At 73.1% G+C, this 23,894-nt stretch carries 24 protein-coding genes and 1 pseudogene; 12 read left to right on the top strand and 13 right to left on the bottom strand.

Translation table 11 applies throughout. The annotated features are described in order from the left end of the window. Positions 1-43 precede the first annotated feature (43 nt). Entirely contained in the window at positions 44-628 is a 585-nt protein-coding gene (locus tag ACFYM0_RS09435) for an RNA polymerase sigma factor (RefSeq protein WP_388498462.1), read from the top strand. Then, complete coding sequence (locus ACFYM0_RS09430) at positions 625-1,344, top strand: hypothetical protein (protein WP_388498460.1); 720 nt, start codon at positions 625-627, stop codon at positions 1,342-1,344. Before ACFYM0_RS09435 ends, ACFYM0_RS09430 begins: the two co-directional genes overlap by 4 nt. Positions 1,345-1,432: 88 nt before the next feature. On the opposite strand, the gene ACFYM0_RS09425 is transcribed toward ACFYM0_RS09430, so the two are convergent. Both ACFYM0_RS09425 and ACFYM0_RS09420 read right to left on the bottom strand, forming a co-directional pair. Continuing rightward, entirely contained in the window at positions 1,433-2,839 is a 1,407-nt protein-coding gene (locus tag ACFYM0_RS09425; protein WP_388498458.1) for a HEAT repeat domain-containing protein, read from the bottom strand. Between the two features lie 343 nt (positions 2,840-3,182). Then, positions 3,183-3,617, bottom strand: coding sequence for an ankyrin repeat domain-containing protein (locus ACFYM0_RS09420; protein WP_388498456.1), 435 nt, complete (start codon positions 3,615-3,617; stop codon positions 3,183-3,185). A 280-nt stretch (positions 3,618-3,897) separates the two neighbouring features. On the opposite strand from ACFYM0_RS09420, the gene ACFYM0_RS09415 reads away from it, so the two are divergent. Both ACFYM0_RS09415 and ACFYM0_RS09410 read left to right on the top strand, forming a co-directional pair. Next, on the top strand, positions 3,898-4,092 hold the full coding sequence (locus ACFYM0_RS09415; RefSeq protein ID WP_007262923.1) for a hypothetical protein: 195 nt from the start codon (positions 3,898-3,900) through the stop codon (positions 4,090-4,092). A gap of 52 nt (positions 4,093-4,144) precedes the next feature. Further along, positions 4,145-5,782 carry a hypothetical protein gene (locus tag ACFYM0_RS09410; RefSeq protein WP_388498455.1) on the top strand — a complete coding sequence of 546 codons (1,638 nt, stop codon included), beginning with the start codon at positions 4,145-4,147 and terminating at the stop codon, positions 5,780-5,782. A gap of 36 nt (positions 5,783-5,818) precedes the next feature. Here ACFYM0_RS09410 and ACFYM0_RS09405 read toward each other — a convergent pair whose 3' ends face one another. Continuing rightward, the gene (locus ACFYM0_RS09405) at positions 5,819-7,321 is read right to left on the bottom strand and encodes a PLP-dependent aminotransferase family protein (RefSeq protein ID WP_266910602.1); all 1,503 of its coding nucleotides are present in this window, start codon (positions 7,319-7,321) and stop codon (positions 5,819-5,821) included. A gap of 186 nt (positions 7,322-7,507) precedes the next feature. On the opposite strand from ACFYM0_RS09405, the gene ACFYM0_RS09400 reads away from it, so the two are divergent. From ACFYM0_RS09400 to ACFYM0_RS09390, 3 genes are all read left to right on the top strand, one after another. Next, a complete protein-coding gene (locus ACFYM0_RS09400) occupies positions 7,508-8,278 on the top strand; it encodes a glycerophosphodiester phosphodiesterase (protein ID WP_388498452.1) in 771 nt (256 codons plus the stop codon). A gap of 68 nt (positions 8,279-8,346) precedes the next feature. After that, positions 8,347-9,747, top strand: coding sequence for an MFS transporter (locus tag ACFYM0_RS09395; protein ID WP_388498450.1), 1,401 nt, complete (start codon positions 8,347-8,349; stop codon positions 9,745-9,747). A 320-nt stretch (positions 9,748-10,067) separates the two neighbouring features. Beyond that, positions 10,068-10,442: an RNA polymerase-binding protein RbpA gene (locus tag ACFYM0_RS09390; RefSeq protein ID WP_007262928.1), complete on the top strand. Its 375-nt coding sequence runs from the start codon at positions 10,068-10,070 to the stop codon at positions 10,440-10,442. A gap of 203 nt (positions 10,443-10,645) precedes the next feature. Here the strand turns inward: ACFYM0_RS09390 and fxsA are convergent, their stop codons facing one another. From fxsA to ACFYM0_RS09370, 4 genes are all read right to left on the bottom strand, one after another. Further along, on the bottom strand, positions 10,646-11,239 hold the full coding sequence (gene fxsA, locus ACFYM0_RS09385) for an FxsA family membrane protein (protein WP_388498449.1): 594 nt from the start codon (positions 11,237-11,239) through the stop codon (positions 10,646-10,648). An 88-nt stretch (positions 11,240-11,327) separates the two neighbouring features. Then, entirely contained in the window at positions 11,328-12,161 is an 834-nt protein-coding gene (locus ACFYM0_RS09380; protein ID WP_388498447.1) for a polyprenol monophosphomannose synthase, read from the bottom strand. Between the two features lie 340 nt (positions 12,162-12,501). Then, positions 12,502-14,163 (bottom strand): amidohydrolase, encoded by a 1,662-nt coding sequence (locus ACFYM0_RS09375; RefSeq protein ID WP_388498445.1) that lies wholly within the window; start codon positions 14,161-14,163, stop codon positions 12,502-12,504. A 192-nt stretch (positions 14,164-14,355) separates the two neighbouring features. Then, on the bottom strand, positions 14,356-14,796 hold the full coding sequence (locus tag ACFYM0_RS09370) for an Lrp/AsnC family transcriptional regulator (RefSeq protein WP_327309536.1): 441 nt from the start codon (positions 14,794-14,796) through the stop codon (positions 14,356-14,358). Positions 14,797-15,014: 218 nt separating this feature from the next. Between ACFYM0_RS09370 and ACFYM0_RS09365 the strand changes: the two genes are divergently transcribed. Beyond that, on the top strand, positions 15,015-15,470 hold the full coding sequence (locus ACFYM0_RS09365; RefSeq protein WP_388498444.1) for a hypothetical protein: 456 nt from the start codon (positions 15,015-15,017) through the stop codon (positions 15,468-15,470). Positions 15,471-15,494: 24 nt separating this feature from the next. Here ACFYM0_RS09365 and ACFYM0_RS09360 read toward each other — a convergent pair whose 3' ends face one another. Together ACFYM0_RS09360 and ACFYM0_RS09355 are read right to left on the bottom strand one after the other, a co-directional pair. Further along, the gene (locus ACFYM0_RS09360) at positions 15,495-16,598 is read right to left on the bottom strand and encodes a phosphotransferase family protein (protein ID WP_388498442.1); all 1,104 of its coding nucleotides are present in this window, start codon (positions 16,596-16,598) and stop codon (positions 15,495-15,497) included. Between the two features lie 73 nt (positions 16,599-16,671). Continuing rightward, positions 16,672-17,805: a hypothetical protein gene (locus tag ACFYM0_RS09355; protein WP_388498440.1), complete on the bottom strand. Its 1,134-nt coding sequence runs from the start codon at positions 17,803-17,805 to the stop codon at positions 16,672-16,674. Between the two features lie 537 nt (positions 17,806-18,342). On the opposite strand from ACFYM0_RS09355, the gene ACFYM0_RS09350 reads away from it, so the two are divergent. Then, complete coding sequence (locus ACFYM0_RS09350) at positions 18,343-18,558, top strand: hypothetical protein (RefSeq protein ID WP_388498438.1); 216 nt, start codon at positions 18,343-18,345, stop codon at positions 18,556-18,558. Positions 18,559-18,562: 4 nt separating this feature from the next. On the opposite strand, the gene ACFYM0_RS09345 is transcribed toward ACFYM0_RS09350, so the two are convergent. From ACFYM0_RS09345 to ACFYM0_RS09335, 3 genes and pseudogenes are all read right to left on the bottom strand, one after another. Beyond that, entirely contained in the window at positions 18,563-18,895 is a 333-nt protein-coding gene (locus tag ACFYM0_RS09345; protein WP_388498530.1) for a GNAT family N-acetyltransferase, read from the bottom strand. Positions 18,896-18,957: 62 nt separating this feature from the next. Beyond that, positions 18,958-20,127, bottom strand: a complete 1,170-nt coding sequence (locus ACFYM0_RS09340; RefSeq protein ID WP_388498435.1) for an acyl-CoA dehydrogenase family protein — start codon at positions 20,125-20,127, stop codon at positions 18,958-18,960. A 447-nt stretch (positions 20,128-20,574) separates the two neighbouring features. Then, positions 20,575-21,096 (bottom strand): annotated as a pseudogene (locus tag ACFYM0_RS09335) (TetR/AcrR family transcriptional regulator); the annotation flags it as partial. 188 nt (positions 21,097-21,284) lie between these two features. Here ACFYM0_RS09335 and ACFYM0_RS09330 point away from each other — a divergent pair. The 3 genes from ACFYM0_RS09330 to ACFYM0_RS09320 are packed head-to-tail and all read left to right on the top strand — an operon-like array spanning position 21,285 to position 23,712. Next, the gene (locus tag ACFYM0_RS09330; protein ID WP_388498528.1) at positions 21,285-21,833 is read left to right on the top strand and encodes a DUF6230 family protein; all 549 of its coding nucleotides are present in this window, start codon (positions 21,285-21,287) and stop codon (positions 21,831-21,833) included. Positions 21,834-21,835: 2 nt separating this feature from the next. Further along, complete coding sequence (locus ACFYM0_RS09325; protein ID WP_388498432.1) at positions 21,836-22,786, top strand: DUF6114 domain-containing protein; 951 nt, start codon at positions 21,836-21,838, stop codon at positions 22,784-22,786. Further along, positions 22,783-23,712 (top strand): hypothetical protein, encoded by a 930-nt coding sequence (locus ACFYM0_RS09320; RefSeq protein ID WP_388498429.1) that lies wholly within the window; start codon positions 22,783-22,785, stop codon positions 23,710-23,712. The genes ACFYM0_RS09325 and ACFYM0_RS09320 overlap by 4 nt, the downstream gene beginning before the upstream one ends. On the opposite strand, the gene ACFYM0_RS09315 is transcribed toward ACFYM0_RS09320, so the two are convergent. Then, positions 23,687-23,845, bottom strand: coding sequence for an SCO1431 family membrane protein (locus ACFYM0_RS09315; protein ID WP_243341628.1), 159 nt, complete (start codon positions 23,843-23,845; stop codon positions 23,687-23,689). The genes ACFYM0_RS09320 and ACFYM0_RS09315 overlap by 26 nt on opposite strands. Between the last annotated feature and the right edge of the window lie 49 nt (positions 23,846-23,894).

Here is a 23,894-nt window from a genome sequence, read left to right as displayed (position 1 = left end):
GTGAACGGGGCCGCAGGGGCCCCGCACACCGGGGAGGAAACGGGTGCGCAACCCATCACGGGAGGCCGGGCCTCCGGATCTCACCACGCCCGAGGGGTTCGGCAGGTTCTACGAGGAACACGTCGACGCCGTCCTCGGCTTCGTCACCCGCCGGGTCTGCGATCCGCACGTGGCGGCGGACCTGACGGCGGACGTCTTCCTCGCGGCGATGGGGTCGGCGGGCGGCTACCGGCCGGACCGGGGGGTCCCGGTCGCCTGGCTGTTCGGCATAGCCCGCAACGTCCTGTCGGGCCACGCCCGTGGCCTGGCCCGGGAGAGCGGCGCCCTGGCCCGGCTCAGCGGCCGCCGGCTCCTCGACGAGGAGGACGTGGCCGCGCTGGAGGAACGGATCGACGCGGAGCGGGCCTTCCGGGCCGTCGCCGAGCGGCACGCCGCCCTGTCCGAGCCGCTGCGCGCGGCGCTCGACCTGGTCGTCGTCGACGGCCTCACGCCGGCGGAGGCGGCCCAGGCCCTGGGGGTCACCACGACGACGGTCCGCGTCCGGCTGCACCGTGCCCGGCGCGCCCTTCGCGCCACCGGGTCCGCCCCGCTTCCCACCCCGGAACCGCACCTGGAGGTAGTCCGATGAGCAGCAGGCCCAACGCGTTCGAGGAGCGGCTCAAGGCCGAGCTCATGGCCATCGCCGCGGACCGGCCCCCCGTCGCCGCCCCTGTCCGGTCGACCGCCCGGCGCTACCGGATCCCGATCGCCCTCGGCGCGGTGGCGGCGGCGGTCGCGGGTCTGGTGGCCCTGCCCGTGCTCGGCGACGGCGGGGGTACGTCGCCCGCGTACGCCGTGTCCCGAAACGACGACGGCACCATCTCGGTGCACATCTACCACCCGGACGGGCTCGACGGGACGGTCCGCGAGCTGCGGGAGCTGGGGATCACGGTGGCGGTGGTGCCGCGCAAACCGTCGGAGCAGTGCCCGGCGAGCGTGGCTTACCCGCAGGGGCTCACGCCCGGGGAGGGCGGGGGCGAGTTCGCGGGCGCCCAGGACGAGTCCGCACAGATGATGATCACCCCGGAGACGGTGCCGCCGGGCCACACACTGGTGGTGAGCACGCCCGTGGACGCCTCGGACGTCCACCCGATCGGCTTCGGCGCCGTCGAGACGTCGAAGGTGCCGTCCTGCGTGCCCGTCTACGCCGACCCGGCCAAGGCCCCCGAGCGGACCCTGAGCCCGAAGGAGGCCGCGGTGCTCAAGGACAAGCAGCGGGTCGCGCCGGAGGAGCGGGAGAAGGAGGCCCGGACGGGCGGATCCGCCACGGCGGGCCCGACGCCGAGCTCTCCGCGCAAGCCGTAGCCCGACGGTCGGCAGCCGACAGCGCGCCCCCGGTCCGTTCCTCGGACCGGGGGCGCGCTGCGTTCCGCGGGGGTGCGCGGCTACACGGCTACACGGCCGACTCCGGAGCGATCCTGCTCCGTACCGCCGACTGGACGTCCTCTTCCTCAGCCGGGTCAGCCGCCAGGCGGCGCAGGCGCGGGGCGACCCGGGCGTCGGCCGTCTCCGCATGGCGGGCGGCCACCTCCCGGGTGGTCTCCTCGCAGTCCCAGAGGCACTCGACGGCGAAGCCCGCGGCGAAGGAGGGGTCGGTCGCCGCCAGGGCCCGCGCGGCGCGGCCGCGCAGGTGGGAGGAGGAGGTCTCGCGGTAGATGTGGCGCAGTACCGGCGCCGCGCAGCCGATGCGGAGCCGGCCCGCTCCGTCGACCAGGGTGAACAGCGGCGTCGAGTCCGGGCCCGAGCCGCGGACGGTGGAGCGCAGGGCCCCGAGGACCAGGGTCGCGTCCTCGGCTCCGCCCCGGGCGGCCAGGAGGGTCCCCGCGGCCGTTCCGAGGGCGTCGGGTCGCTGGACCCAGCGTCGGGCCCGCTCGACGGCGGCGGGGCCGCACATGCGCTCGTAGGCGGCTACGGCCGGCTCGTCGCCGGCGGCTTCGATGAGGTCCAGTACGGCCGGGTTCTCCGGCTCGGCGAGGACCAGGTGGTGCAGCGCGGTGGCGCGGGCGGCCTCTCCGGACGCACCGGCGGCGGCCGCCAGGATCGCGGAGCGGTCCTCGGGGGTGGCCACGGCGGCGAGGCAGCGGGCTGCCGGGACGTGCAGGGGGGTGCCCCGGCGCAGTCCGTCGGCGGCCCAGTCGAAGACGGCCTGGACGCCCCAGCCCGGCTGGGGGCCGCGCGGGGTGAGCTGGCGCTGCCAGCGGTCGAAGGAGCCCTGCTGGCGGGCGGCGCGCAGCCGTGCGGCGTATTCGGGGGCTCCGGGGTCCTCTTCCCACAGGCACCAGGGCCTGGGCTCGTAGGCGTCACGGACGGCGGCGGCGAGCCGCGCCTCGCCCTCGGCGGTGGCGGGGAACCGGGCCAGGACGGGGGTGGCCAGTGAGCGCAGCCCCTCGTCGTCGTCGCGCAGGGCGAGTTCGTCGAGGGCCCAGGCCCAGTTGGCGCCCGTGGCGGCGTACCGGCGCAGCAGCATGAGCGCGTCGTCACGGCCGTACGAGGCCAGGTGGCCCAGGACGGACAGGGCGAGGCCCGTGCGGTGGTCGTCCTCGTCGACGAGGTCGTCGACGCTGAAGAGGTGGGCCTCGATCTCGCCCAGGGGGCCGTCGAGGTCCAGGTACAGGCGTGCGTAGTACAGGGAGCGGTTCTCGACCTGCCAGTCCTGGCGCGGATCGCCGGCCACGCAGTGGTTGAGCGCCGCGAGGGCCTCGGCCCTGGGTGCCGCGAGTGCGTGCAGCGTGCCGTCGCCGCGGCCGCGCTGGAGGAGACCGAGCAGGGTACCGCTCGGCGCTATGACTGGTTCGAACATGGGAATGGCCTCAAATCAAGCTGGGGACGCAACCGGGAATCGGAATTCACAGGGCCGCGTAACAGCATGTGAGGACGTCCGCCGTCTGGTTCCGCTCGATGTAGACCATTGCCTTCTCACTCTCGTCGGTGTCCTCGGCCAGGGCGGCGGTCCCCCGGCAGGAGCAGGGGCCGGACACCCGTTGTGTCCTGCCCGCTCCTGCCCGTCCGCCCTGTCCGCGAATCGAATCCGACGCCATGATGACCCAGGCGGTTTGTGCGCCGCGACCACATTTAAGGCCGCCGTGACCAACCCGTGAGGTCTGGACCGGCCTGGAACCGGCCTGGGGACCGGCAAAAGCGGACTACTTGGCTCCGAAAAGTTCCAGCAGGTCGGCCTTGGCGAACATGCGGGCCGTGTCCACGGCGGAGGGCGTTCCGGCGTTCGGGTCGGCACCCCCGGCGAGCAGTGCGCGGATGACGGCCTCCTCGCCCTTGAAGACCGCACCCGCGAGCGGGGTCTGACCCCGGTCGTTGGCGCGGTCGGCCTCGGCTCCGCGGGCCAGCAGGGCCGTGACGGCGTCGGCGTGGCCGTGGTAGGCGGCGAGCATGACGAGGGTGTCGCCGCGGTCGTTGGTGAGGTTCGCCGGGACGCCCGCGTCCACGTACGCGGCGAGGGTCTCGGTCTCACCGCGGCGGGCGAAGTCGAAGATCTTGGTGGCCAGCTCGACGACGTCCTCGTCGGGAACGTCCGGGGAGTCCGGAGAGTCCTGGGAGCCGCTCTCGACGTGCTCACTCATCGGTCGTACCGCCTTTCACGGGCAGGGCTGCGCACGGTACTGCGTCCGTACGGGTGAAGCGCCAGAGTAGCGCCCGGACCTGCACATGAGCGGCGCGGGCCGAGGCAATGATCACCCTGCGGCCCCCGTGCCCCCATCCCGCCAGGCGCGCCAGCCGGGATGGGCCGGTCAAGTGAAAAATTGCTGGATTCACCCATATGCACCTTTTATCGCATTGATACTTCCTGTGAGCCTGGAAGAACTGATGGTGACTGTCCCCACCCACCAGGAGAACTGACTCATGGTCCTGTCCATCTCAGGTGTCGTCCTGCTCGGCATCATCTGCTTCCTGTTCTTCAAGAAGGACGGCATGAAGCTGACGCACGCGTTCGTGTGCGCCCTCTTCGGCTTCTTCCTCGCCGGCTCCGCCATCGCCCCCAGCATCACGGCGAGCACGGCGAGCCTCGCGAGCCTTCTCGGCGGGATCAAGCTCTAGCGCCCGGCCCCCGGCACCCACCCCGAAGCATCCACAACTCCAGGAGACGCCCGTGGCCCGGCGCCCACTTCCCCGCATCCTCAGCAGCGGCACCGTGTCGCTGACTCGGGGCCGCGACTTCGCTCGCACGGCCGCCGACAGCGCCACGGACGTCCTCCATCCGCTCCTCACCATCGGACGGGGCCTGCGCGTCCTGGCCTCGGCCGGACGGCGCAAATGGTGCGACACCCCCAAGGACAAGCGTGGTCCCGCGCTGTTCCTGGGGGCCGCCTGCGTCCTCGTGGTCGCGCTCGTCCCCTACGGCCCGCTCACCGCCCTGATCACCCTCATGGCGGCGGCGGCCTGGCAGGGACGCGACCGCACCCCGGTGAAGACCGGGCCCAGCGATGCCGAGACCGAACGGCTCGGCTCCCTCTACGAAGCCCTCGTGCCGTACTTCTCCATCCCGGAGGACCCCAGCCCCCTCTTCGCCCACGGCGGGGAGTGGGACAAGGCCTTCAGCGGCTACGAGTTCGACGAGGCGGGCCGCGTCACCCGGCTCCACATCCGCTACCCGGCCTACTTCACCGACGGCGAGGCCGCGTCGAGGGCCCGGATCGAGGCACTGCTGCACGCCAAGTCCGGGCGCGGACGGGAGTATCTCTTCGACTGGGACGAGGAGGGAAACCAGCTCGACCTGAGCGTGCTGGCGGCGCTGCCGACAGGTATCGCCGCCCAGCCCTTCGTCACCTCCCCCGGTGAGACCGTGCTCGGCTTCACCGACGGCGGCAGCGTGCAGCGCACCCTGCCCGTCCTGGACGGCGACGAGCCCCGGGACATGCCGCCGGTCATCTGGCGCACCGGCTCCCGTTCCGCCGAGCCGCATCTGCTGGCCGTGGGCCAGCCCGGCAGCGGCACGTCCACGCTGCTGCGGTCCGTCGCCCTGCAGGCCCTGCGGCACGGGGGCGACGTACTGATCGTGGAGGGCGGCGGCACCGGCGAGTACTCCTGTCTCTCCGGCCGCGCCGGCGTCCTCGCCGTGGAGTGCGGGCCGACCGGGGCACTGGCCACCCTGGAATGGGCCGCCCGCGAGACCGAGCGGCGCCTGATCGCCACCCACCGGGCCCATGAAGCCGGCCGGCCCGCACCCGAGGACACCCGCCGCCCGCTGTGGATCCTGCTCGACCGGCCCAGCGTGCTGGCCCACCTGTCCGCCGCCGAGGGCGCCCCCGATCCGATCGCGCAGCTCCAGGTGCCGCTGCGGCACGGGCGCGCCGCGCACGTCACCGTGGTGGTGGCCGAGCAGTTCGACCACCTGGAGCTGCTGAACGACTCCGTCTGGCAGCACACCAGGGCCCGCGTGGTGCTCGGAGCCGCCACGATCCAGCAGATCGCCGACGTGCTGGGGCTGCCGCCGCACACCACGCCGACGGCCGTACTGCCGCCGGGGCGCGGGTACGCCCGGCTCGGCGCCGGTCCCGTGCACCGGCTCCAGGTGCCGGCCACGCCGGACCCGTACGACGAGGCGACCCATCCGGGACACCGCCAGGCGGTCCTGGACCTGCTGCCCGAGCGGCAGGCGCCGCCCAAGCCCGTCCCGGACCACGTCACCCTGGGCAAGCCGCTGCACATCGTCCAGCCGCCCGCCCAGGCGCAGGGCCCGGCGATCGACGCCTCGGAGATCCCCGAGGTCCCGGCGGACGCCCCGTAGGACCGGTCCCGGGCCCGGCCGGCGGCCTGCCCGGGCCTACGCGACGAAGGTGCGCGGCGGCTCCGCACCGCCGCCGCCCGCTCCGGTGGCGACCAGGCGGGCCGCGGCCGCCAGCCGGGCCGCTGCTTCCTCCGCCACCGGACCGCCGACGGTGAAGGGGAGCCTGACGTACCCCTCGAAGGCCCCGTCGACACCGAACCGGGGCCCCGAAGGGACTCGTACGCCCACCCGCTCCCCCACCTCGGCCAGCCGGGAACCCGAGAGCCCGCCCGCGCGGGCCCACAGGGTCAGGCCGCCGAGCGGGACCCGGAACTCCCAGTCCGGCAGTTCCCGGCGGACCGCCGCCACCAGGGCGTCCCGGTTCTCGCGGGCCTGGTCCCGGCGGATCTCCACGGCCTGCGCCCAGCCTCCGGTGCGCATCAGCCAGTCCACCGCGAGCTGTTCCAGCACGGGCGTGCCGAGGTCGGCGTAGGCGCGGGCGGCCACCAGGCTGCGGATGACGTCGGGGGCCGCGCGGACCCACCCGATGCGCATGCCGGCCCAGAAGGCCTTGCTGGCGGAGCCGACCGTGATGACGGTGGAGCCGGCCGGGTCGAAGGAACAGACGGGGCGGGGCATCTCCATCGCCGGGTCGAGCTGGAGCTCGACCATGGTCTCGTCGGCGACGAGGACGGTGCCGGCCGAACGGGCCGCCTCGACCATCGCGCGGCGCTGCTCGTCGGAGGCCAGGGCCCCGGTCGGATTGTGGAAGTCGGCGACCACGTAGGCGAGGCGGGGGGCGGAGTCGCGCAGCACCTGGCGCCAGACGTCCATGTCCCAGCCGGTCAGCCCCTCCCCCATGGCGACGGGCACGAGGCGGACCCCGGCGGCGCGCATGAGCTGGAGGATGTTGGCGTAGGACGGGGATTCGACGGCGATCCGCTCGCCGCGCCCCGCGAAGAGGCTGCAGATGGCGTCGATGGCGCCCATCGCACCCGTGGTGACCATGATCTGTTCGGGCATGGTCGGGATGCCGCGCTCGGTGTAGCGGTCGGCGAGCATGCGGCGCAGCGCGGGCAGGCCGGCCGGGTAGTCCCCGTGGGTGTGGGCGTACGGCGGGAGCTCCTCCAGGGCGCCCTGGACGGCCTTGGTGAGCCAGGGCTCCGGGGCCGGGAGGGCGGCGCAGCCGAGGTCGATCATCGAGCCGAGGGACTCGGGGGGCAGCGGCTCCAGGCCGCGGGCCGGCATGGGGTTGCCGGCGGGGACCGAGGTCCAGCTGCCCGCGCCCCGGCGGGATTCCAGGAACCCCTCGCCGCGCAGGGCCTCGTAGGCGGCGGCGACGGTGGTTCGGCTGACGGAGAGCGCGACGGCCAGCTCCCGCTCGGCGGGGAGCCGGGCGGCCACGGGGATGCGGCCTTCGAGGACCAGCAGGCGGACCCCGTCGGCGAGCGTGCGGTACGCGGGCAGCTTGCGCCCGCCGGGCGCGGCGGTCCGGCCCTGCTGGGAGGTGATGAGCCGGCCGAGCTGTGCGGCACCGACGGCCGAGGTCCACTGCGCCATGTCGTCCGGTCCACCTTCGTCGAATTGGCCCCTGCCGGCCCGCGGGGGCCGCCATTGGATCGGTTCTGCGGGGTCCAGGGTGCCACGGAGCACTCCGCGCGAAACAGGGAGGCCCCCGGCGCGCCGTTCGCCGGGCGGCCACCGGTCCGCTCCCGCGCCGGCGGGAGCAGGGGGCATACTGCCGCGGTGACGCACGTACGCCCAACCCACCCCTATCTCGACCACCCGGGTCCGATCCCCTTCGCGCACCGCGGCGGGGCCGCGGACGGGCTGGAGAACACCGCCGCCGCCTTCCGGCGGGCCGCCGCCGCGGGCTACCGGTACTTCGAGACCGATGTGCACGCCAGCGCCGACGGGAAACTGGTCGCCTTCCACGACGCCACCCTGGACCGGGTCACCGACGGACGGGGACGCATCCGGGAGCAGCCGTGGAGCCGGATCCGCGAGGTCCGGGCCGGCGGGACCGAGCCCCTCGCGCTCTTCGAGGACCTGCTGGAGGAGTTCCCCGACGCCCGGTGGAACGTGGACATCAAGGACGAGTCCGCCGTGCACCCGCTGGTCGGCCTGATCGCGCGGACCGGGGTCTGGGACCGGGTCTGCGTGGGCTCCTTCTCCGAGCGCCGGGTCGCCCGGGCCCAGAAGATCGCCGGGCCCCGCCTGGCGACCTCGTTCGGGGTGGCGGGGGTGCTCGGGCTGCGGCTGCGGTCGTACGCGATCCCCGCCGCGCTGCGCGCGGGCGCGGTGGCGGCGCAGGTGCCGGAGACCCAGGCGGGCATCCGCGTGGTGGACCGCAGGTTCGTGCGGACGGCCCACGAGCGGGGCCTCCAGGTGCACGTGTGGACCGTGAACGAACCGGAACGCATGGAGGCTCTCCTGGACCTGGGAGTCGATGGCATCATGACCGACCGGATCGACATCTTGCGCACGGTGCTGGACCGGCGCGGAGCCTGGGCCTGACCGGCCCGTTCGGCTGCGCGCACGGCGCCGGCGGCCGCGGCGGTACGGGGACCAGCGAGGGGGCACCAATGAGTGCGCAGACGACGGAAGACGCGGAACCGGGGGCCGAGGACGGCAGAGCCGGCGCCGCGGCAACGGCTGCGGCTGCGGCAGCGGCAGCGCGCAAGCGCGAGCAGCGCGGGTGGTACTTCTACGACTTCGCCGTGTCGGTGTACTCGGCGAGCGTGCTCACCGTGTTCCTCGGGCCGTACCTCACGTCGATCGCCAAGGCCGCGGCGGACGCCGAGGGGTTCGTGCACCCGCTGGGCATCCCGGTGCGGGCCGGTTCCTTCTTCGCCTACACGGTGTCCGCCTCGGTGATCCTGGCCGTGCTGCTCATGCCGATGGCGGGGGCGGTCGCCGACCGGACCGGCCGCAAGAAGCCGCTGCTGGCCGTGGCCGCGTACACCGGGGCCGCGGCGACGGCCGGCATGTTCTTCCTGGCGGGCGAGCGCTACCTGCTGGGCGGACTGCTCCTGATCGTCGCGAACGCCTCGCTGTCGGTCTCGATGGTGCTCTACAACGCCTATCTGCCGCAGATCTCCACGCCGGACGAGCGGGACACGGTCTCCTCGCGCGGCTGGGCCTTCGGATACACCTCGGGCTCGCTGATGCTCGTGATGAACCTGGCGCTCTACCTGGGTCACGACTCCTTCGGTCTCACCGAAGGCATGGCGATCAGGATCTGCCTGGCCTCCGCGGGCCTGTGGTGGGGCGCCTTCGCGCTGATCCCGCTGCGCAGACTGCGGGACCGGGCCGTGGTCCGGGAGCCGGGCGCCGCCCCGGCCGTCAGCGGCTGGAAGCAGCTCATCGCCACCCTGAAGGACATGCGGCGCTACCCGCTGACCCTGTCGTTCCTGCTGGCGTACCTGATCTACAACGACGGCGTGCAGACGGTGATCTCCCAGGCCTCGATCTACGGGTCGGAGGAACTGAAGCTGGAGCAGTCCACCCTCATCGGGGCGATCCTGCTCGTCCAGGTCCTCGCGGTGGCGGGTGCGCTGGGGATGGGCCGGCTGGCCCTCCGGTACGGCGCCAAGCGGACGATTCTCGGATCGCTGGCGGCCTGGGGCGTGACGCTGGCCGCCGGATACTTCCTGCCGGCCCGGACCCCGGTGTGGTTCTTCGCACTCGCCGCGATGATCGGGCTGGTGCTGGGCGGCAGCCAGGCGCTGTCGCGCTCACTGTTCTCGCACCTGGTTCCGGCGGGCAAGGAGGCCGAGTACTTCTCGGCGTACGAGATGAGCGACCGGGGGCTGAGCTGGGTGGGGCCGCTGGTTTTCGGGCTGACGTACCAGGTCACGGGCAGCTACCGGGACGCGATCATCTCGTTGGTGGTCTTCTTCGCACTGGGTTTCGTGCTGCTCGCCCGAGTGCCGGTGCGGCGCGCGGTGGAGGCGGCGGGGAATCCTGTACCCGAGCGGATCTGACCGGGGATCCGCCGCATCCGACGGATCCGAGGGGTCACAGCCGCGCGAATTCGGAACGAATTTCGACGTTCAAGCTAAGGGCCGGTAGTGTACGCCTTTGGCCTGCCAGGCGGACCGTTACTGCGTGCTTATGAAGTGAAGACGTTGGGTGACATCTGCTGCCAGATGTGACAAAACGGGCACTGGTGGGTACAACAAGGGGCGGTACGACGGGCGACGCATGACCCGGAGCGGGAATCTATACCGCCGACCGGACGTTGACCGGATGACGACGACAGCGACACCTGTCCTGTGGGCGACAAGCCCGGGAGGCACGATTCATGAGTGAGCGAGCTCTCCGCGGTACGCGGCTCGTGGTTACCAGCTACGAGACGGACCGCGGCATCGATCTGGCCCCGCGCCAGGCGGTGGAGTACGCATGCCAGAACGGACATCGATTTGAGATGCCGTTCTCGGTTGAGGCAGAAATTCCGCCGGAGTGGGAGTGCAAGGCGTGTGGCGCCATGGCACTCCTGGTTGACGGGGATGGGCCCGAAGAGAAGAAGGGCAAGCCTGCGCGAACGCACTGGGACATGCTCATGGAGCGGCGCACCCGCGAGGAGCTGGAGGAAGTGCTGGCCGAGAGGCTCGCGGTCCTTCGTTCCGGCGCCATGAACATTGCCGTGCATCCGCGGGACAGCCGCAAGTCCGCCTGACAGCCGGACGCCACAGCGGCAAGCAGCACCCGCAGCACCGCAAGACAGTACGAAGCCGAGGGGCCCCACCACACACTGTGTGGTGGGGCCCCTCGGCGTTGTGCTCAGCTGCTTTGTGCTCCGCTGCTTTGTGCTCTGCTGCGCTGTGCGCCCCGGCATCAGGGCGCTCAGGTGGTCAATGGGGTTCAGGCGGTCAGTGGGGTTCAGGGGGTCAGCGGCGGCCGGTGGCCGTTGTCGGGCCGCTGGGGCCCGTCCTCGCGGATGACCTCGCCGTGGATGACCTCGCCCGGGACGACCTTGCCGTCCGGGTAGTGGATCCGGGCCTGCTGGAAGGCGTCGCCGAAGGAGCCGGCCGGCGCCGAGGCCATCTTCCGCTCCAGGGAACGGGCGGCCCGGCGGCCGATCAGGGCGCGAACGGGCGGGAGCAGGAGCAGCAGACCGGCCGCGTCGGAGATCAGGCCGGGCATCATCAGGAGCAGGCCGGCCAGCATGGTCAGGCCGTTGCCCGAGCCGGGCTTGCCGGGCTGCTGCGGAGTCGGCTGACGGCCCTCCTGGGCCTGCTGGAAGGTGTCCGTCAGGTTTTTGAAGGCACGTCGCCCGGCCCGCTTGATGACCACCGCACCCAGCACCAGGCCGCCCGCGAGCAGCAGGGCGACACCCCCGCCGCCGATCATTCCGGCGACCTGGCCGAGCAGCCAGATCTCCAGGATCAACCAGGCCGCGATGGCCAGGGGAAGGTACGTACGGGCGGGCGAACGCCGCCGGGGGGCCGTAGAGGTCGGAACTCCGGTCGTCATAACCCCAGTGTGCCTGGGCCGGCGTAAAGACGTCCTCAGCCGGAGGTACCGGACATCCCCTAGGGGTGGCGGACCTTCCCGGCGTGGGCTACTTGTCCCGGGCCTTGCCCGTCAGCTTGCCGGTCAGCGTGTCCGACACCTTGCCCGAGAGCTTGCCTGCGTGCTCCTTGATGCCCCACTGGGTGACCCTCCAGAGGGCCTCCACCACGATGTCCTTGCTCATCTTGCTGTCGCCGAACTCGCGCTCGACGAAGGTGATGGGCACCTCGACCACGCGGAAGCCCTTCTGCACGGCCCGGCGGGCCAGGTCCACCTGGAAGCAGTACCCGGCTGAGGCCACGTCGGCCAGGCCCAGCCCTTCGAGGGTCTCGCGGCGGAAGGCACGGTAGCCGCCGGTCACGTCGCGGATCGGGACGCCCAGCATCAGCCGGGAGTACGTGGACCCGCCCCGGGAGAGGAACTCCCGGCTCTTGGGCCAGTTGACGACCCGGCCGCCCGGCACCCAGCGGGAGCCCAGCACCAGGTCGGCGCCCTCCAGGGCGGTGAGCAGCCTGGGCAGCTCCTCGGGCTGGTGGGAGCCGTCGGCGTCCATCTCGATGATGACGCCGTAGCCGTTCTCCAGGCCCCATCCGAAGCCGGCCAGGTAGGCGGCTCCGAGCCCTTCCTTGCCCTTGCGGTGCAGGACGTGGACCTGGTCGTCCGCGGCGGCCAGCTCGTCGGCGAGCTTTCCGGTGCCGTCCGGGCTGTTGTCGTCGGCGACCAGGACGTGGGCCCCGGGTACAGCCGCGCGGACGCGGCCGACGATCAGCCCGATGTTCTCCGCCTCGTTGTAGGTCGGAATGATCACCAAGGCCGTGCCGAGCGGTCCGTAGCTTCGCTGTCCGCCGTCGCTCACTGATTCCCCTTTTGCGTTCTCGTACATCCTGTACGCCGTGTCGCAGAGGATGATTTTAGAACAGCGATCGGGGCCCGCGGTCCTTCGGGCCGGACCGGCTCCCGCTGGCTGCGGGCCGCCTGACCGTTGTCTACTGGACCGCGGGGCCCCGATCTGAGGCCACCCGCCCCCAAGCTCCTTCGGAGCAGGGGGGACCCCCGCCCCACTCCTGCGGAACAGGGGGGACATCCTTGCGGCGAAACCTTCCCTCGCCCCCGAGGCGCGGGCGCGGCTGTGCGATCGGCTCCGTCCGGTTCGGACGTCCGGTGGTGGACCCGGCCGAACCTATCCGGGTCCGGCCGCCCTCACCGAACCACGGCCACCCGGATCACCCCTGTGGCCGTACGAATACCTCCCGGCCGCCGACCACGGTGGCCAGGCAGACCGGCAGCTCGCCGCCGGGGGTCAGGTCCGGCAGTCCGGGGGTGCCCGAACGGGGGTCCGTGGACCAGCGGGCGACCCGGTCGTCGGGGGCCTGGACCACCAGTTCGGCCGTGTCCCAGACCGCGTAGTCGGCCGGGGCGCCGGGGACGAGGATGCCCGCGTCGTCGCGTCCCAGGGCCCGCCAGCCGCCCCGCGTGTGGGCCGCGAAGGCGGCCCGTGCGGAGATGCGGTGGGCGGGGGTGTGGTGGAAGGCGGCCGCCCGGACGGCGCCCCAGGGGTCGAGCGGGGTGACCGGGGCGTCGGAGCCGAAGGCGAGCGGGACGCCTGCCTTGAGCATGGCCGCGTACGGGTTGAGGGTGCGGGCGCGCTCGCCGCCGAGCCGGTCGGCGTACATGCCCTGCTCGCCGCCCCACAGCGCGTCGAAGGCGGGCTGCACGGAGGCCGTGAGGCCGAGCTCGGCGAAGGCCGCGATGGTGGCCGGGGTCATCATCTCGGCGTGCTCGACGCGGTGCCGGGCGGCCCGGACGCGGTCCAGGCCGACCTTGTCGGCGGCGGCCCGGACCCCGGTGACCACGGCGGTGATCGCGGCGTCTCCGATGGCGTGGAAGCCCGCCTGGAGGCCTGCTTCGGTGCAGGCGGCGACGTGTTCGGCGACGGCCCGCGCGTCGAGGTAGTCGATGCCGGTGTGCTCCGCGTCGGCGTACGGGGCGTGCAGGCAGGCGGTGTGCGAGCCGAGGGCTCCGTCGACGAAGAGGTCGCCGGCGGCCCCGACCGCGCCGAGTTCCTTGACCCGGGCGAGGTCCCGGTCGGCCCAGTAGCCGAAGACACGGGGGCCGGGGTGGGTCCGTGCCAGCTCCAGGAGGGCGGTGAAGTCCTCCGGGGAGGAGATCTCCGGGCCGCCGCACTCGTGGATGGAGCCGATCCCGAGGGAAGCGGCCCGGTCGAGGGCGGTCCGCTGGGCCTCGGCGCGCTGGGCCGGGGTGAGGGCGCCGAGCGCGGCGCGGCGTACGGCGTGGTGGGCGCCCTGGGTCAGCGGCTCGTCGGCGGCCTCGCGGACCTCGGGTACGAGCCGGAGCAGGGCCGTGGTCACCACGGCGGAGTGCGCGTCGATGCGGCTGAGGTAGAGCGGGCGGCCCCCGGTGGCCTCGTCGAGCTCCTGCCTGCGGGGCGCGCGGCGCTCGGGCCAGCGGGCGGCGTCCCAGCCGTGGCCGAGCAGCACCCGGTCGGCGGGGCGGCCGTCCGCGTACGCGCGCACGCGCTGGAGGGCTTCGGCGAGGGAGGCCGCCGTGGAGAGGTCCAGGCCGGTCAGGGCGAGGCCGGCGGAGGTGGTGTGCACGTGGGCGTCGGTGAAGGCGGGGGTGACGAGCGCCCCGCCGAGGTCGACGACCTCGTCCACGCCCCGCGCGAAGGCGTCCGCGGCGCCCTCGGAGCCGACCCAGGCGATGTGGCCGCGCTCCACGACCATCGCGGTGGCGAAGGGATCGGCGGGGCTGTGGACCTCGCCGCCGCGCAGGAGGACCGTACGGGGGCCTCCGGCGGCGGGGCTGGAGTCGGCGGTGCGGGGGCCTCCGGCGGCGTTGGCGGAGTCGGCGGTGCGGTCTGTCATGCCGACAGTCTGGCGGGTGGGGTCCGCCTCCCGGAACACTGCCCCTCTGCGGTGGGGCTGGGGGGTGATTCCCCTGCCCGCCCCTCCCCGCTCACCGGGGCTGCGCCCCGGACCCCTGGCACGTGCGGCGGCGCTCCCGGGGTCAAACGCCGGCGAGGCTGATTTTCGCCTGCGGGGCCGGATTCGCCGGAATCACACCCGGGGCGGGCGGGCCTCGTACGGGGTGGAGAGGACCACCGTCGTGCGGGTGGAGACGTGGGCCAGGGCGCGCAGGCGGCTCAGGAGGTCTTCCAGCTCGAGCGGGGTGGCCACGCGGACCTTGAGGATGTAGTTCTCGTCGCCCGCGACGCTGTGGCAGGCCTCGATCTCGGGAACCCCGGACAGCCGGTCCGCGATGTCGTCGGGTGCGCTCGGGTCGAATGGCTTGACCGAGATGAAGGCCGTGAGGGGGAGACCGACGGCCTCGGGGTCCACGACGGCCGCGTACCCGCGGATGACACCGCGCTGCTCCAGCCGGCGTACTCGCTGATGGACCGCCGACGTGGACAGTCCGGTGGCCTTGCCCAGGTCCGTGTAGCTCATCCGCCCGTCCCGCACGAGCAGATCCACGATCTGGCGGTCCAGCTCCTCCATTGCGCTCATAGCCGCACAACTTACGGCCCCGAACCGTTCAGGCCCAGCCGTGTCCACGGATTGAGGTGGCACCTGCGGCAGGCATGTGACCAAGGCCACAGGGGTATGCGGGCGTACGGCGGCCGGATGTGGTTACTCGTGCCGCGCGACGGGAAGTGCTTGGGGTGGCCGTGGCCGAAGAACCTGCCCGCCCGGCCCACCCAAGGGGGAGTACATCCATGCTGAACACCAAGCGCGCCGGTCGTACCGAACCGGAGCCCCTGGAAATCGTCGAGAGCGGTTACGCCGATGACGACGACTACCTCGAATACTCCGAGGGCTTCGAGATCCACCACGCGACCTGCCCCGACTGCGGCCAGTCGATCGCGCTCGTCGCGGACGAGGAGTTCCTGCCGGAGCACGCCCTCTGCCTGACTCCGTGGAACCCCTTCGGGCTCACGGTGTGCGCGGGCACCGGGCGGCCCGCCTCCGACGCGCTGCCCACCCTCGGCTTCGGTGACGACGAGCGCTCCGAGGAGCTCGAGCTGGAGCCGGTCGTCCACCTGGCGCTGCCGCAGGGGCTGGACTGGCGGACGCAGCCCTTCTCGCACGTCGGCGGCCCCGGCTCGCGTCCCGTGCGGATGCCGGCGCGCGCGGCGATGCCGCAGATGCGCCAGCACGCGCAGGCCGCCTGAGCCCCGGGCCGAGCGGCCGGGGGGCTACCAGTACGTTCCCTGCACCATGGCGCTGAGGCTGGCATGGTGCAGGATCAAGCTGTCGGGATCCGCCGGGATCTCCACCTCGCCGAAGTGCGCCTGCCGGTAGGCGATGCGCAGCATCACGATCCCGTGCCGCAGGGCCGCGTAGAGCGTGTGGAACTCCATGTCCCGCGGCGTGTGCCCGGTGAGTTCGGCGTACCGGCGTTCTATGTCCTCGCGGCGCAGGAAGCCCGGCAGGCCCGGCTGGCCGAATCCGACGGTCAGGTCCTGGAAGAAGCGGTGCAGGTAGACCGTCCAGCCCAGGTCGACCTCGCGCGGTGCGCAGGCCGCCATCTCCCAGTCGAGTACGGCCACGGGTTCGAAGCCGTCGGCCTCGTAGATGACGTTGCCGATGCGCGCGTCGCCCCAGTTGAGGACGGCCGGGCCGCCCTCGCCGTCCGGCCAGAGCTCTTCGAGGCGGGCGAACGCCCGCTCCAGCAGCGGCGATCGGGACTTCCCCGCCACCACCCATTCGTAGTAGGCGCGTTGGGACTCGACGTGGCGGCGCAGCGGGCTCCCGTCGCCGTCCGGGAGGAGGAACCGCGCCTCCTCGGGCGGGAACTGGTCGTGCAGACGCGCGAGCAGCGCGATGCTCGACTCCTGGAGCGCGGCGCGCTGCGCGTCGGTCGCGGCGTGCAGCCAGTTCCCCTCGTAGGTGTAGGGCATCACGTCGGGCGGTACGCGCCCCTCGGCGCGGGCCATCACGAAGAACGGGGCCCCGAGCGGACCGGGGTCCTCCTCCAGCCACTGCACGCGCGGGACCGGCAGGTCGGTGTGGGCGGCGACCAGGCTCATGACCCGGTGCTGGCGGGGCATGTCGTAGCTGGGGAAGACGGTGTAGGCGGCCGGGTCGGCGGCGAGGCGCAGGGCGCAGGCGCGGATCGGGGCGTCGGGGTGCTCTATGTCGAAGAGCAGGGTCTCGCTGGACATCCCGTTGGAACCGGGGACGGAGATGTTGGTGACCTTGGCGCCGGGGAGCTCGGTGTCGAGCCAGGCGGCGAGGCGCCGGCCCAGCTCCTCGGGTTCGCGGGTGGAGGTACGGGGGCGCGGTGCCGGTCCTGCCATGGGAAACCCCTTCTCTGGCTTGGCTGTCGGGTGTGCGGCGCTGGTGCCGGCCGCCGTGTCGGCCGGCCGGGGGTTACGGGGCCACCGAGCCGTAGTCGGCGAAGCCGCTGGGGTCGTGGCGGCCGAAGCTGCCGTGCTCGAAGATGCCGTAGCCGGTGCGGCCCTCGAGGGTGAAGCGGGCCGAGTGGTCGGTGACGCCGAAGGCGGCCATGGGGTGGGCCGCGGGGTCGGAGAGGTCGTAGGTGCGGCGGTCGGTCCAGCCGCGGCCCTGCCAGGTGCCGTGCTGCCAGTCGGAGGCGGGCGGGTAGCCGGCTCCGACGGCGAGCGGGGAGGAGTTCAGGATCTCCACGCCGAGTTCCAGGGGCTTGCGGCCGGCCGGATCGGTGAGGTGGACGACGGCGCTCTCGGGGTGGCGGCCGCCCGGGCGGTAGCGGATGTCGGTGTGCGGCCAGCCGAGCTGCACGTCGTGGCGGCCGCTGTCCTCGGGGAAGACCTGGACGGCCTCGCTGAGGGCCCGGTGGCCGTCGGCGTCCTCCTGGGTGATGACCATGAGGAAGCGGTCCTCGAACCGGACGGGGATCCAGAGCCAGTGGAAGCCCTCGGGCCGGTGCTCCTCCGCGGCGCGGCCGCCCTCTTCGCCGGGGATCGGGCGCACGCCCCAGCTGCGGTCGCGGGTGCCGGTCCAGTCGGCGTCGAGGATGAACTCCTCGCCCTTGGCGCGGATGGTGCCGGTGACGCTGCCCGCCTGGACGAAGCGGCGGCCCTCGAGGATGAGGCGGTCGCCCCGGCGCTGGGTGTGGTGCGGCTCCCACACGGCGGGGAACTCCGCGGTCCAGGTGATCTCGTACGAGAGCCCGTCGGGGTCCTCGGGGTCGGCGGCGCAGGTGAGGGTGATCCGCCGGAGGGGTTCGTCGACGGTGATGCGCAGCGGGCCGACGGAGAGGTTCATGCGGTCGTCGGTGAGGGCGTCGGAGGCCCGGACCGCGAGGAGTTCGTCGCCGACGCGGAGGGTCGCGTAGGCGTCGATGACGCCGGCGTTGGGGTAGACGCCGAGGCCGAGGATCAGGACGGCGCGGCCCGCGTGGTCGAAGACGTGGAAGATGCAGCGGTCGTAGGCGTTGCGGTCGCCGGTGACGAGGTGCTTCATCGACAACGGGGCCTGGTGAATGGGGTATTCGTCGAGCGGTACGGGCCGGTCGGCGGGCATGACGAACCTCCGGATACGGGTGCGAGGGATGACACCTGAGCGGAAATGACGGTACGTCAGATTGCGGCGCGGGGGCCAGGGTTGTGGCACAGACTGTCAGGGAGACACGTCGTGCGGGGGCCCGGTCGGGGCGGGCCGTCGACGGGGGTTGCGCCCTCCCGGGCGTGGGGCCCCCAGGGGGCGCGGGGTGGGGTCCGGCGGGCCGGGCGGGGGCCGGCGGGGGCGCTCCCCCGGCCTGGTGCCCGAAGCTCCGGCCGCCGGTCGGCACCGAACCCGCGGCGCGCCCCTGCGGGGCTGTCCCCGACCCACCCTTCCACCGTTCCCCGGGGCTTCGCCCCGGACCCGTTGCCGGGTCCGGCACCGATTCGGGGGCCCCGCCCCGCTCCCGCACCTCGAACGCCCTCGGGGCTGGATCCGGGTCGGCTTCGGCCGGCGCGGCACGGGTGGGGTCCGGACGGTGTCGTGGGCGGGGACAGGTCGAACGGATGGGCGGGGTTACCCGTGGGTCCGGTGGCGCGTTGGCCCGGTATGACCACGATGGAGACTTCCACGCCGAGGGTGGGGCGCCGCCGAAGGGCGCCGGCCGCAGGGTACGAAGAATCGGTTCGGCAGGCCCCCGACCCGCCCATCTACAGCGCGCTGCTCACCCGGTGGGAGGCGGACGGCCGGACCGTGCCGGGGCAGCGCGATCCGGAGTGGTCCCGGATCGCCTCCTCGCCCATCTGGCCGACCGGCCCCCTCTTCGGCGGCTGACCGCTCACAGGGCGAGCAGTCCCGCCGCCGTCGGGCGGAAACCGCACCGGGCGTAGAACGCGCCGAGGTGCGGCTCGTAGTCCACGTGCAACCACTGCGCGCCCGCGCCCCGCGCCTCCTCGGCGGCCGCCCGGACCAGGCGCACTCCGAGCCCGTGGCGGCGCTCGTCCGGGTGCACCGTGGTGTCGAGGACGAATGCGTGCGCGCCCCCGTCCCAGGCCACGTTGACGTAGCCGACGAGCCGCCCGCCGCTGCGCGCCGCGATCCAGGTCAGGCTGCGGGCCAGGACCGGCTCGAAGGACGTGTCCCGGTGCCCCGGCCAGGACGCGGAGAACAGGCCGTTCAGCTCCGCGTCGGACAGGGCCTCCCGTACGGTCAGCTCCGCCCCGGGCCGGCCGGTCAGCGGGATTCCGGGCCCGCCAGGTGGCGGGCGATCACCATGCGCTGGATCTGGTTGGTGCCCTCCACGATCTGGAGGACCTTCGCTTCGCGCATCAGCCGCTCGACCGGGAAGTCCGCCGTGTAGCCGTAGCCGCCCAGCACCTGGACCGCGTCCGTCGTGACGGCCATCGCCGCGTCGGTGCAGAAGAGCTTGGCCATCGCCGCCTGGCGGGAGAAGGGCTTGCCCGCGTCCCGCAGCCGGGCCGCCGCCAGGTACAGCGCGCGACCCGCCTCGATCTTCGTCGCCATGTCGGCCAGCATGAAGCGCAAGCCCTGGAAGTCCGCGATGGGGTGTCCGAACTGCTTGCGGTCCAGGGCGTAGGCCAGGGCCTCGTCGAGGGCGGCCTGGGCCACGCCGATCGCGCACGCGGCGATGCCGAGGCGGCCCGCGTCGAGGGCGGCCAGGGCGATGGTGAAGCCCTGGCCCTCCTCGCCGATGCGGCGCGAGTCGGGGATCCGGACGCCGTCGAAGTTCAGCTGGGCGGTGGGCGAGCCCTTCATGCCCATCTTCTTCTCGGGGACCGCGGCCGTGAGGCCCTCCGCGTCGCCCGGGACCAGGAAGGCGGTGATGCCCTTCGGTCCGGCCACGCCGGTGCGGGCCAGCACCGTGTAGAAGTCGGCCACCCCGCCGTGGGTGATCCAGGCCTTGGTGCCGTTGATCACCCAGTCGGCGCCGTCCCGGACGGCCTTCGTGGTCAGGGAGGCCGCGTCCGAGCCCGAGGCGGGCTCGGAGAGGCAGTACGCGCCGAGCAGCCCGCCGCCGAGCATGGCGGGCAGGTGGGCGGCCTGCTGCTCCTTGGTTCCGTAGCCGGCCAGGCCGTGACAGGCCAGCGAGTGCACGCTGACGCCGAGCCCGACGGTCAGGCGGGCCGCGGCCAACTCCTCCAGCACCTGGAGGTAGACCTCGTACGGCTGGTCGCCGCCGCCGAACTCGCCGGCGTACGGGAGTCCGAGCAGTCCGGACTCCGAGAGCAGTCCGAAGACCTCCCGGGGGAAACTGCCGGCGTCCTCCTCCTCGGCGGCCCGGGGGCGGATCTCCCGCTGCGCGATCTCGCGTACGAGCGCGAGCAGGTCGCGGGACTCCTCGGTGGGCAGCGATCGGTCCACCTGCGGCGCGCGGTCGGTCATGGCTGCGCTCTCCTCACTCGTCCAGCACGGGGCGGCGCGTGAGGGTGGTACGCGTCGCCGGGTCTCGGGGCTCACAGCCGATGGTGCCCTCCCGGATCGCGGGAAGGTCCTGTTCAAGGGGCTGCGGCGGTTGAGTATGCCCGATCAGGGGCTTCCCGTCACGGGCGCGAGATCCTCCTCGGGGACGGGCGGGGCCGGGCACTGCGGGGCGAACTCCTCGATCACCGTCAGGGTCGCACGCAGCGTGCGCACGAGCAGGGCGCCGAACTCGGCCCGGTCGGGGTGGCCGGGCTCCCCGGGAACCCCGGGCCCACGGCCCTCCCCTGCCTGGGCAGGGGCATGCTCGGGAAGCTGCTCGGGGACATGCTCAGGGGGGCATTCGGAGGTCCGCGCAGGAGCCTGGGCCGGGACCTGCGGCGAGACCTCCGCCGGGACCTGATCCGGGGGCTCCGCCGGGCCGATCCAGTCGAGGGTGCTGCCCTCGACGCCCGCCAGCCAGCCGACCAGTGCCAGCCGGGCGATCGCCGGGATCTCGCGGCGGCCGTACGCGCCTTCCGCGATGGTCGCGATGAGTTCCTCGCGGACGGCGTCGCGGATGGCGAGGACCTCGGAGTCGGAGCCGACGCCGCCGGTGACGATGGTGCGGTAGGCGGCCTGGTGGTGCTCGGCGTAGTACAGGTAGCCGTCGATGGTGGTGCGCACCCGCTGCGCGTTGGGCAGCTCGCTCTCGCCCGCGGCGCGGGCCACCAGCTCGGCCACCGAGTCCTCGACGATGGCCAGGTAGTAGCCGCGTTTGCTCTTGAAGTAGTAGTAGATGAGCCCCTTGGCGACGCCTGCGTGCTTGGCGATGTCGTCCATGGAGAGCGCGTCGTACGAGGTGTCGGCGAACAACTTGCGGCCGATCGCTATCAGTTCGGCCCGCCGAACCTGCGAACGTCCAGTAGTTCCGCGCTGTTGACTATTATTCAAATTCAGCCCTAGCCTCGAACTGCCACAGGAAGCCCGCAGTATGGCAGACCCCTGTGCACCCCCCTTTGCACTCCCCCTGCGCACCGGACGACGTACGGGAGGAACACCTCATGGGCAACGGCAGGACGAGCACGAAGACAAACGCACCCGAGGGCCGGGTCAACTGGAAGAAGACGGCCGCCGTCGCGATGCCCGCGGTCGTCGCGGTCGGGGCGATGGCGATGGTCATGGCACAGGGCGCGCTCGCCGCCTCCTTCGCCGTCTCGGGAACCAGCTTCCAGGTTTCCTCGTCCAAACTGAGCAGCAAGGGCCTGGCCTCCTACGTGCAGACGGACCGCTCCGTCGACGGCAAGGGGCATCCCGTCGCGCTGCTCGGCATCGGCGAGGCCACCCTCACGGACATCTGCCAGGCCGCCGAGGTGGACACCCCGGTGGGCAAGGTGGTCTTCAAGCTGACCGCGGGCGGCCCCGCCGGCACCGTCACCGCCAGCAATCTCGTCATCGACGGCGAGGACCTGGCCGGCGACGCCGTCTTCGGGACGGCCCAGATCGGCCGCGACGCCTCCACCCTCGACCAGGTCGGCGGGATCAAGGGCGAAGCCGGCACGTTCGGCCTCCAGGCCGGGGACATCGAGGTGGTGGACGTGAAGTCGCACGCCTGGTCGGCGACCGGCGGCAACTTCCACCTCAAGGGCCTGAAGCTGAACGTCAGCCTGGACGGAAAGAAGTGCTTCTAGGCATGCGCGGGGCCACCGGGCCGGGCAGCGGGTGGCTGGAGCGACGGCTCCCGCTGCCCGGCCCCCGGGGGCGACTGCGCGCCTGGCGCCGCACCCGCCCCTTCTGGGGCGGGCTGCTCGTGATCGCGGGCGGGACCGAGCTGCTGCTGGTCCCGCTGTCCCCGCTCACGGTGCTGGTCAGCCTGGGCCTCGGCGGGATCGCCGCCATCGGGATCGGCCTCGCGCTGATCGCCGCCGGCCTGTTCCTGTGGCTGCTGCCGCAAGCCCGGGCCTACGTCTCCGTCCACGCGCTGCTGCTGTCGGTGCTGTCCTTCGTGGCGACCAACCTCGGGGGCTTCCTCCTCGGCATGCTGCTCGGCATCGCGGGCAGCGCGCTGGCCTTCGGCTGGACCCCGCTGCCCGATCCGGAGGCGGGCGAGCAGGGCCCGTACATCCCGAGCCTGGACGGCAGCGGGCCGCGCACGCTGGCCGCCGCCCTGCCGGTGGTGCTGCTCGCCTCGCTGATGGCCGGCACCGGGGAGGCGAGGGCCGCGCAGGGCGGTCCGCCGATGGCCGCGCGCACTCCCCCGACCGTGACCACCTCGCTGTTCGCCCCGCAGGGGTTCGCCTTCGCGGGGGTCACCCACGTGCCCACGGCGGACGGCCCGCTGAAGGTGCTGGTCCTGCGGATGCGGGCCGCCACGCTCACCGACTACGAGCTCCGCAGTCGCGACGGCCGCGAGGAGTACGGGCTCGCCGCGAAGCGGCTCGACCTGAGCGGCGACGTGACCTTGTACCTGACGCGGTTCAGCGGGTGCATCGAGGGGCTGCTCTGCGTGACCTTCAGCCCGGACGGGCTGCCCGCTCCCCCGGTCATCCCGCCGTTCGTCTTCATGACCCGGGTGAGCGCGGAGCAGGCGCTCGTCACCTCCGACGTGATCAAGACGGACGATCTGCGGCTGGTGGCCTCGTGATCCCCGTACAGGCCGCGCCGCTGTGGGCGTACGGCATCGGCGCCACCTTCGCGGTGGCCGCCGGGCGCCAGCTCCAGTGGTGGGAGCGGTCGGTCCGGGGCGAGGGGGTCCGCACGAGGAGCCGCGCGGCCAATCCGTACCTGGCCCTCACCCTGCTCTACGCGGCCCTGCTGCCCGCCCCCACCGGGGCGTACCTGCTCTGGCAGAACCCGGCCTGGGCGACGATGCACGCGGCCCGCGACCACGACGGGGTGTGGGCCGGATTCGCCCTCTTCTACGGGGCCTCGGTGGTGGCCGGCGCGCTGCTCGGCTTCCTGGCGGCACGGCTGTTCGTCCTGGTCGGGGCCGGGTACTGGGGGTACCTCCAGGCCGTGGCCGGGTACTTCCTGTTGTTCTTCATGCTGATCCACGGATGGGACGGCACGGGGTACGAGCGGCTGCTGAGCGCCGATCCGCGGGCCTTCGCCGACTGGTCCTCGCAGGGCGTCGCGAACGGCGTCCTGGCCTTCGCGACCTCGGGCACCTTCCTGGCCGTACTGATCTTCGGGACGGCCGTCATCGGCACGATGCTGCTGGCCGAGATCGGCTGGCTGGTGGAGGGCTGGCGACTGCCGGGCGCCGCGGCGGACCTCAAGGTGCCCCGGGTGGTCGCGGTGGCGATCGCCGGGGCGGGGGTCTACGCGCTGCCCTTCGCGGGGGCGGTGGGCGCGAGCGTCCTCGTCCGGCTGCTGGGGTGGTGGGCCGGGGCCGGGGCGTTCGCCCTGCTGGCCGGGGTGGTGCTGCTGCCGGCGCGCTCACCCGTGCGGACGCTGTACGGGCTGGTGGGCGTGCCGGACGGGCACTGGCGGGTGGAGCCCCGGGCCCAGCCGGAACCGGAACCGGAACCGGAACCGGAGGAGCTTAGAAGAACCAGCCGACCTGGGTGACGAACATGGCCACGACCACGACCAGTGTCCAGCCGAGCACGTGCTCGAGCCAGGAGGAGGAATCGTCCTCGGGTCCGCCGGTGCGGACCAGGTTGCGGGCGCGGGCGGTCAGGGCGGCGCTGTGTGCGGTCATGCCCTCCAATGTGACAGCGGGGGCGGCCCTCGCGGTAGAGACGATGGTC

Origin of the sequence: Streptomyces sp. NPDC006487 (assembly GCF_042870555.1) — a bacterium.
Classification (GTDB): Bacteria; Actinomycetota; Actinomycetes; order Streptomycetales; family Streptomycetaceae; genus Streptomyces.
This window is presented reverse-complemented; position numbering and strand designations above follow the sequence as displayed.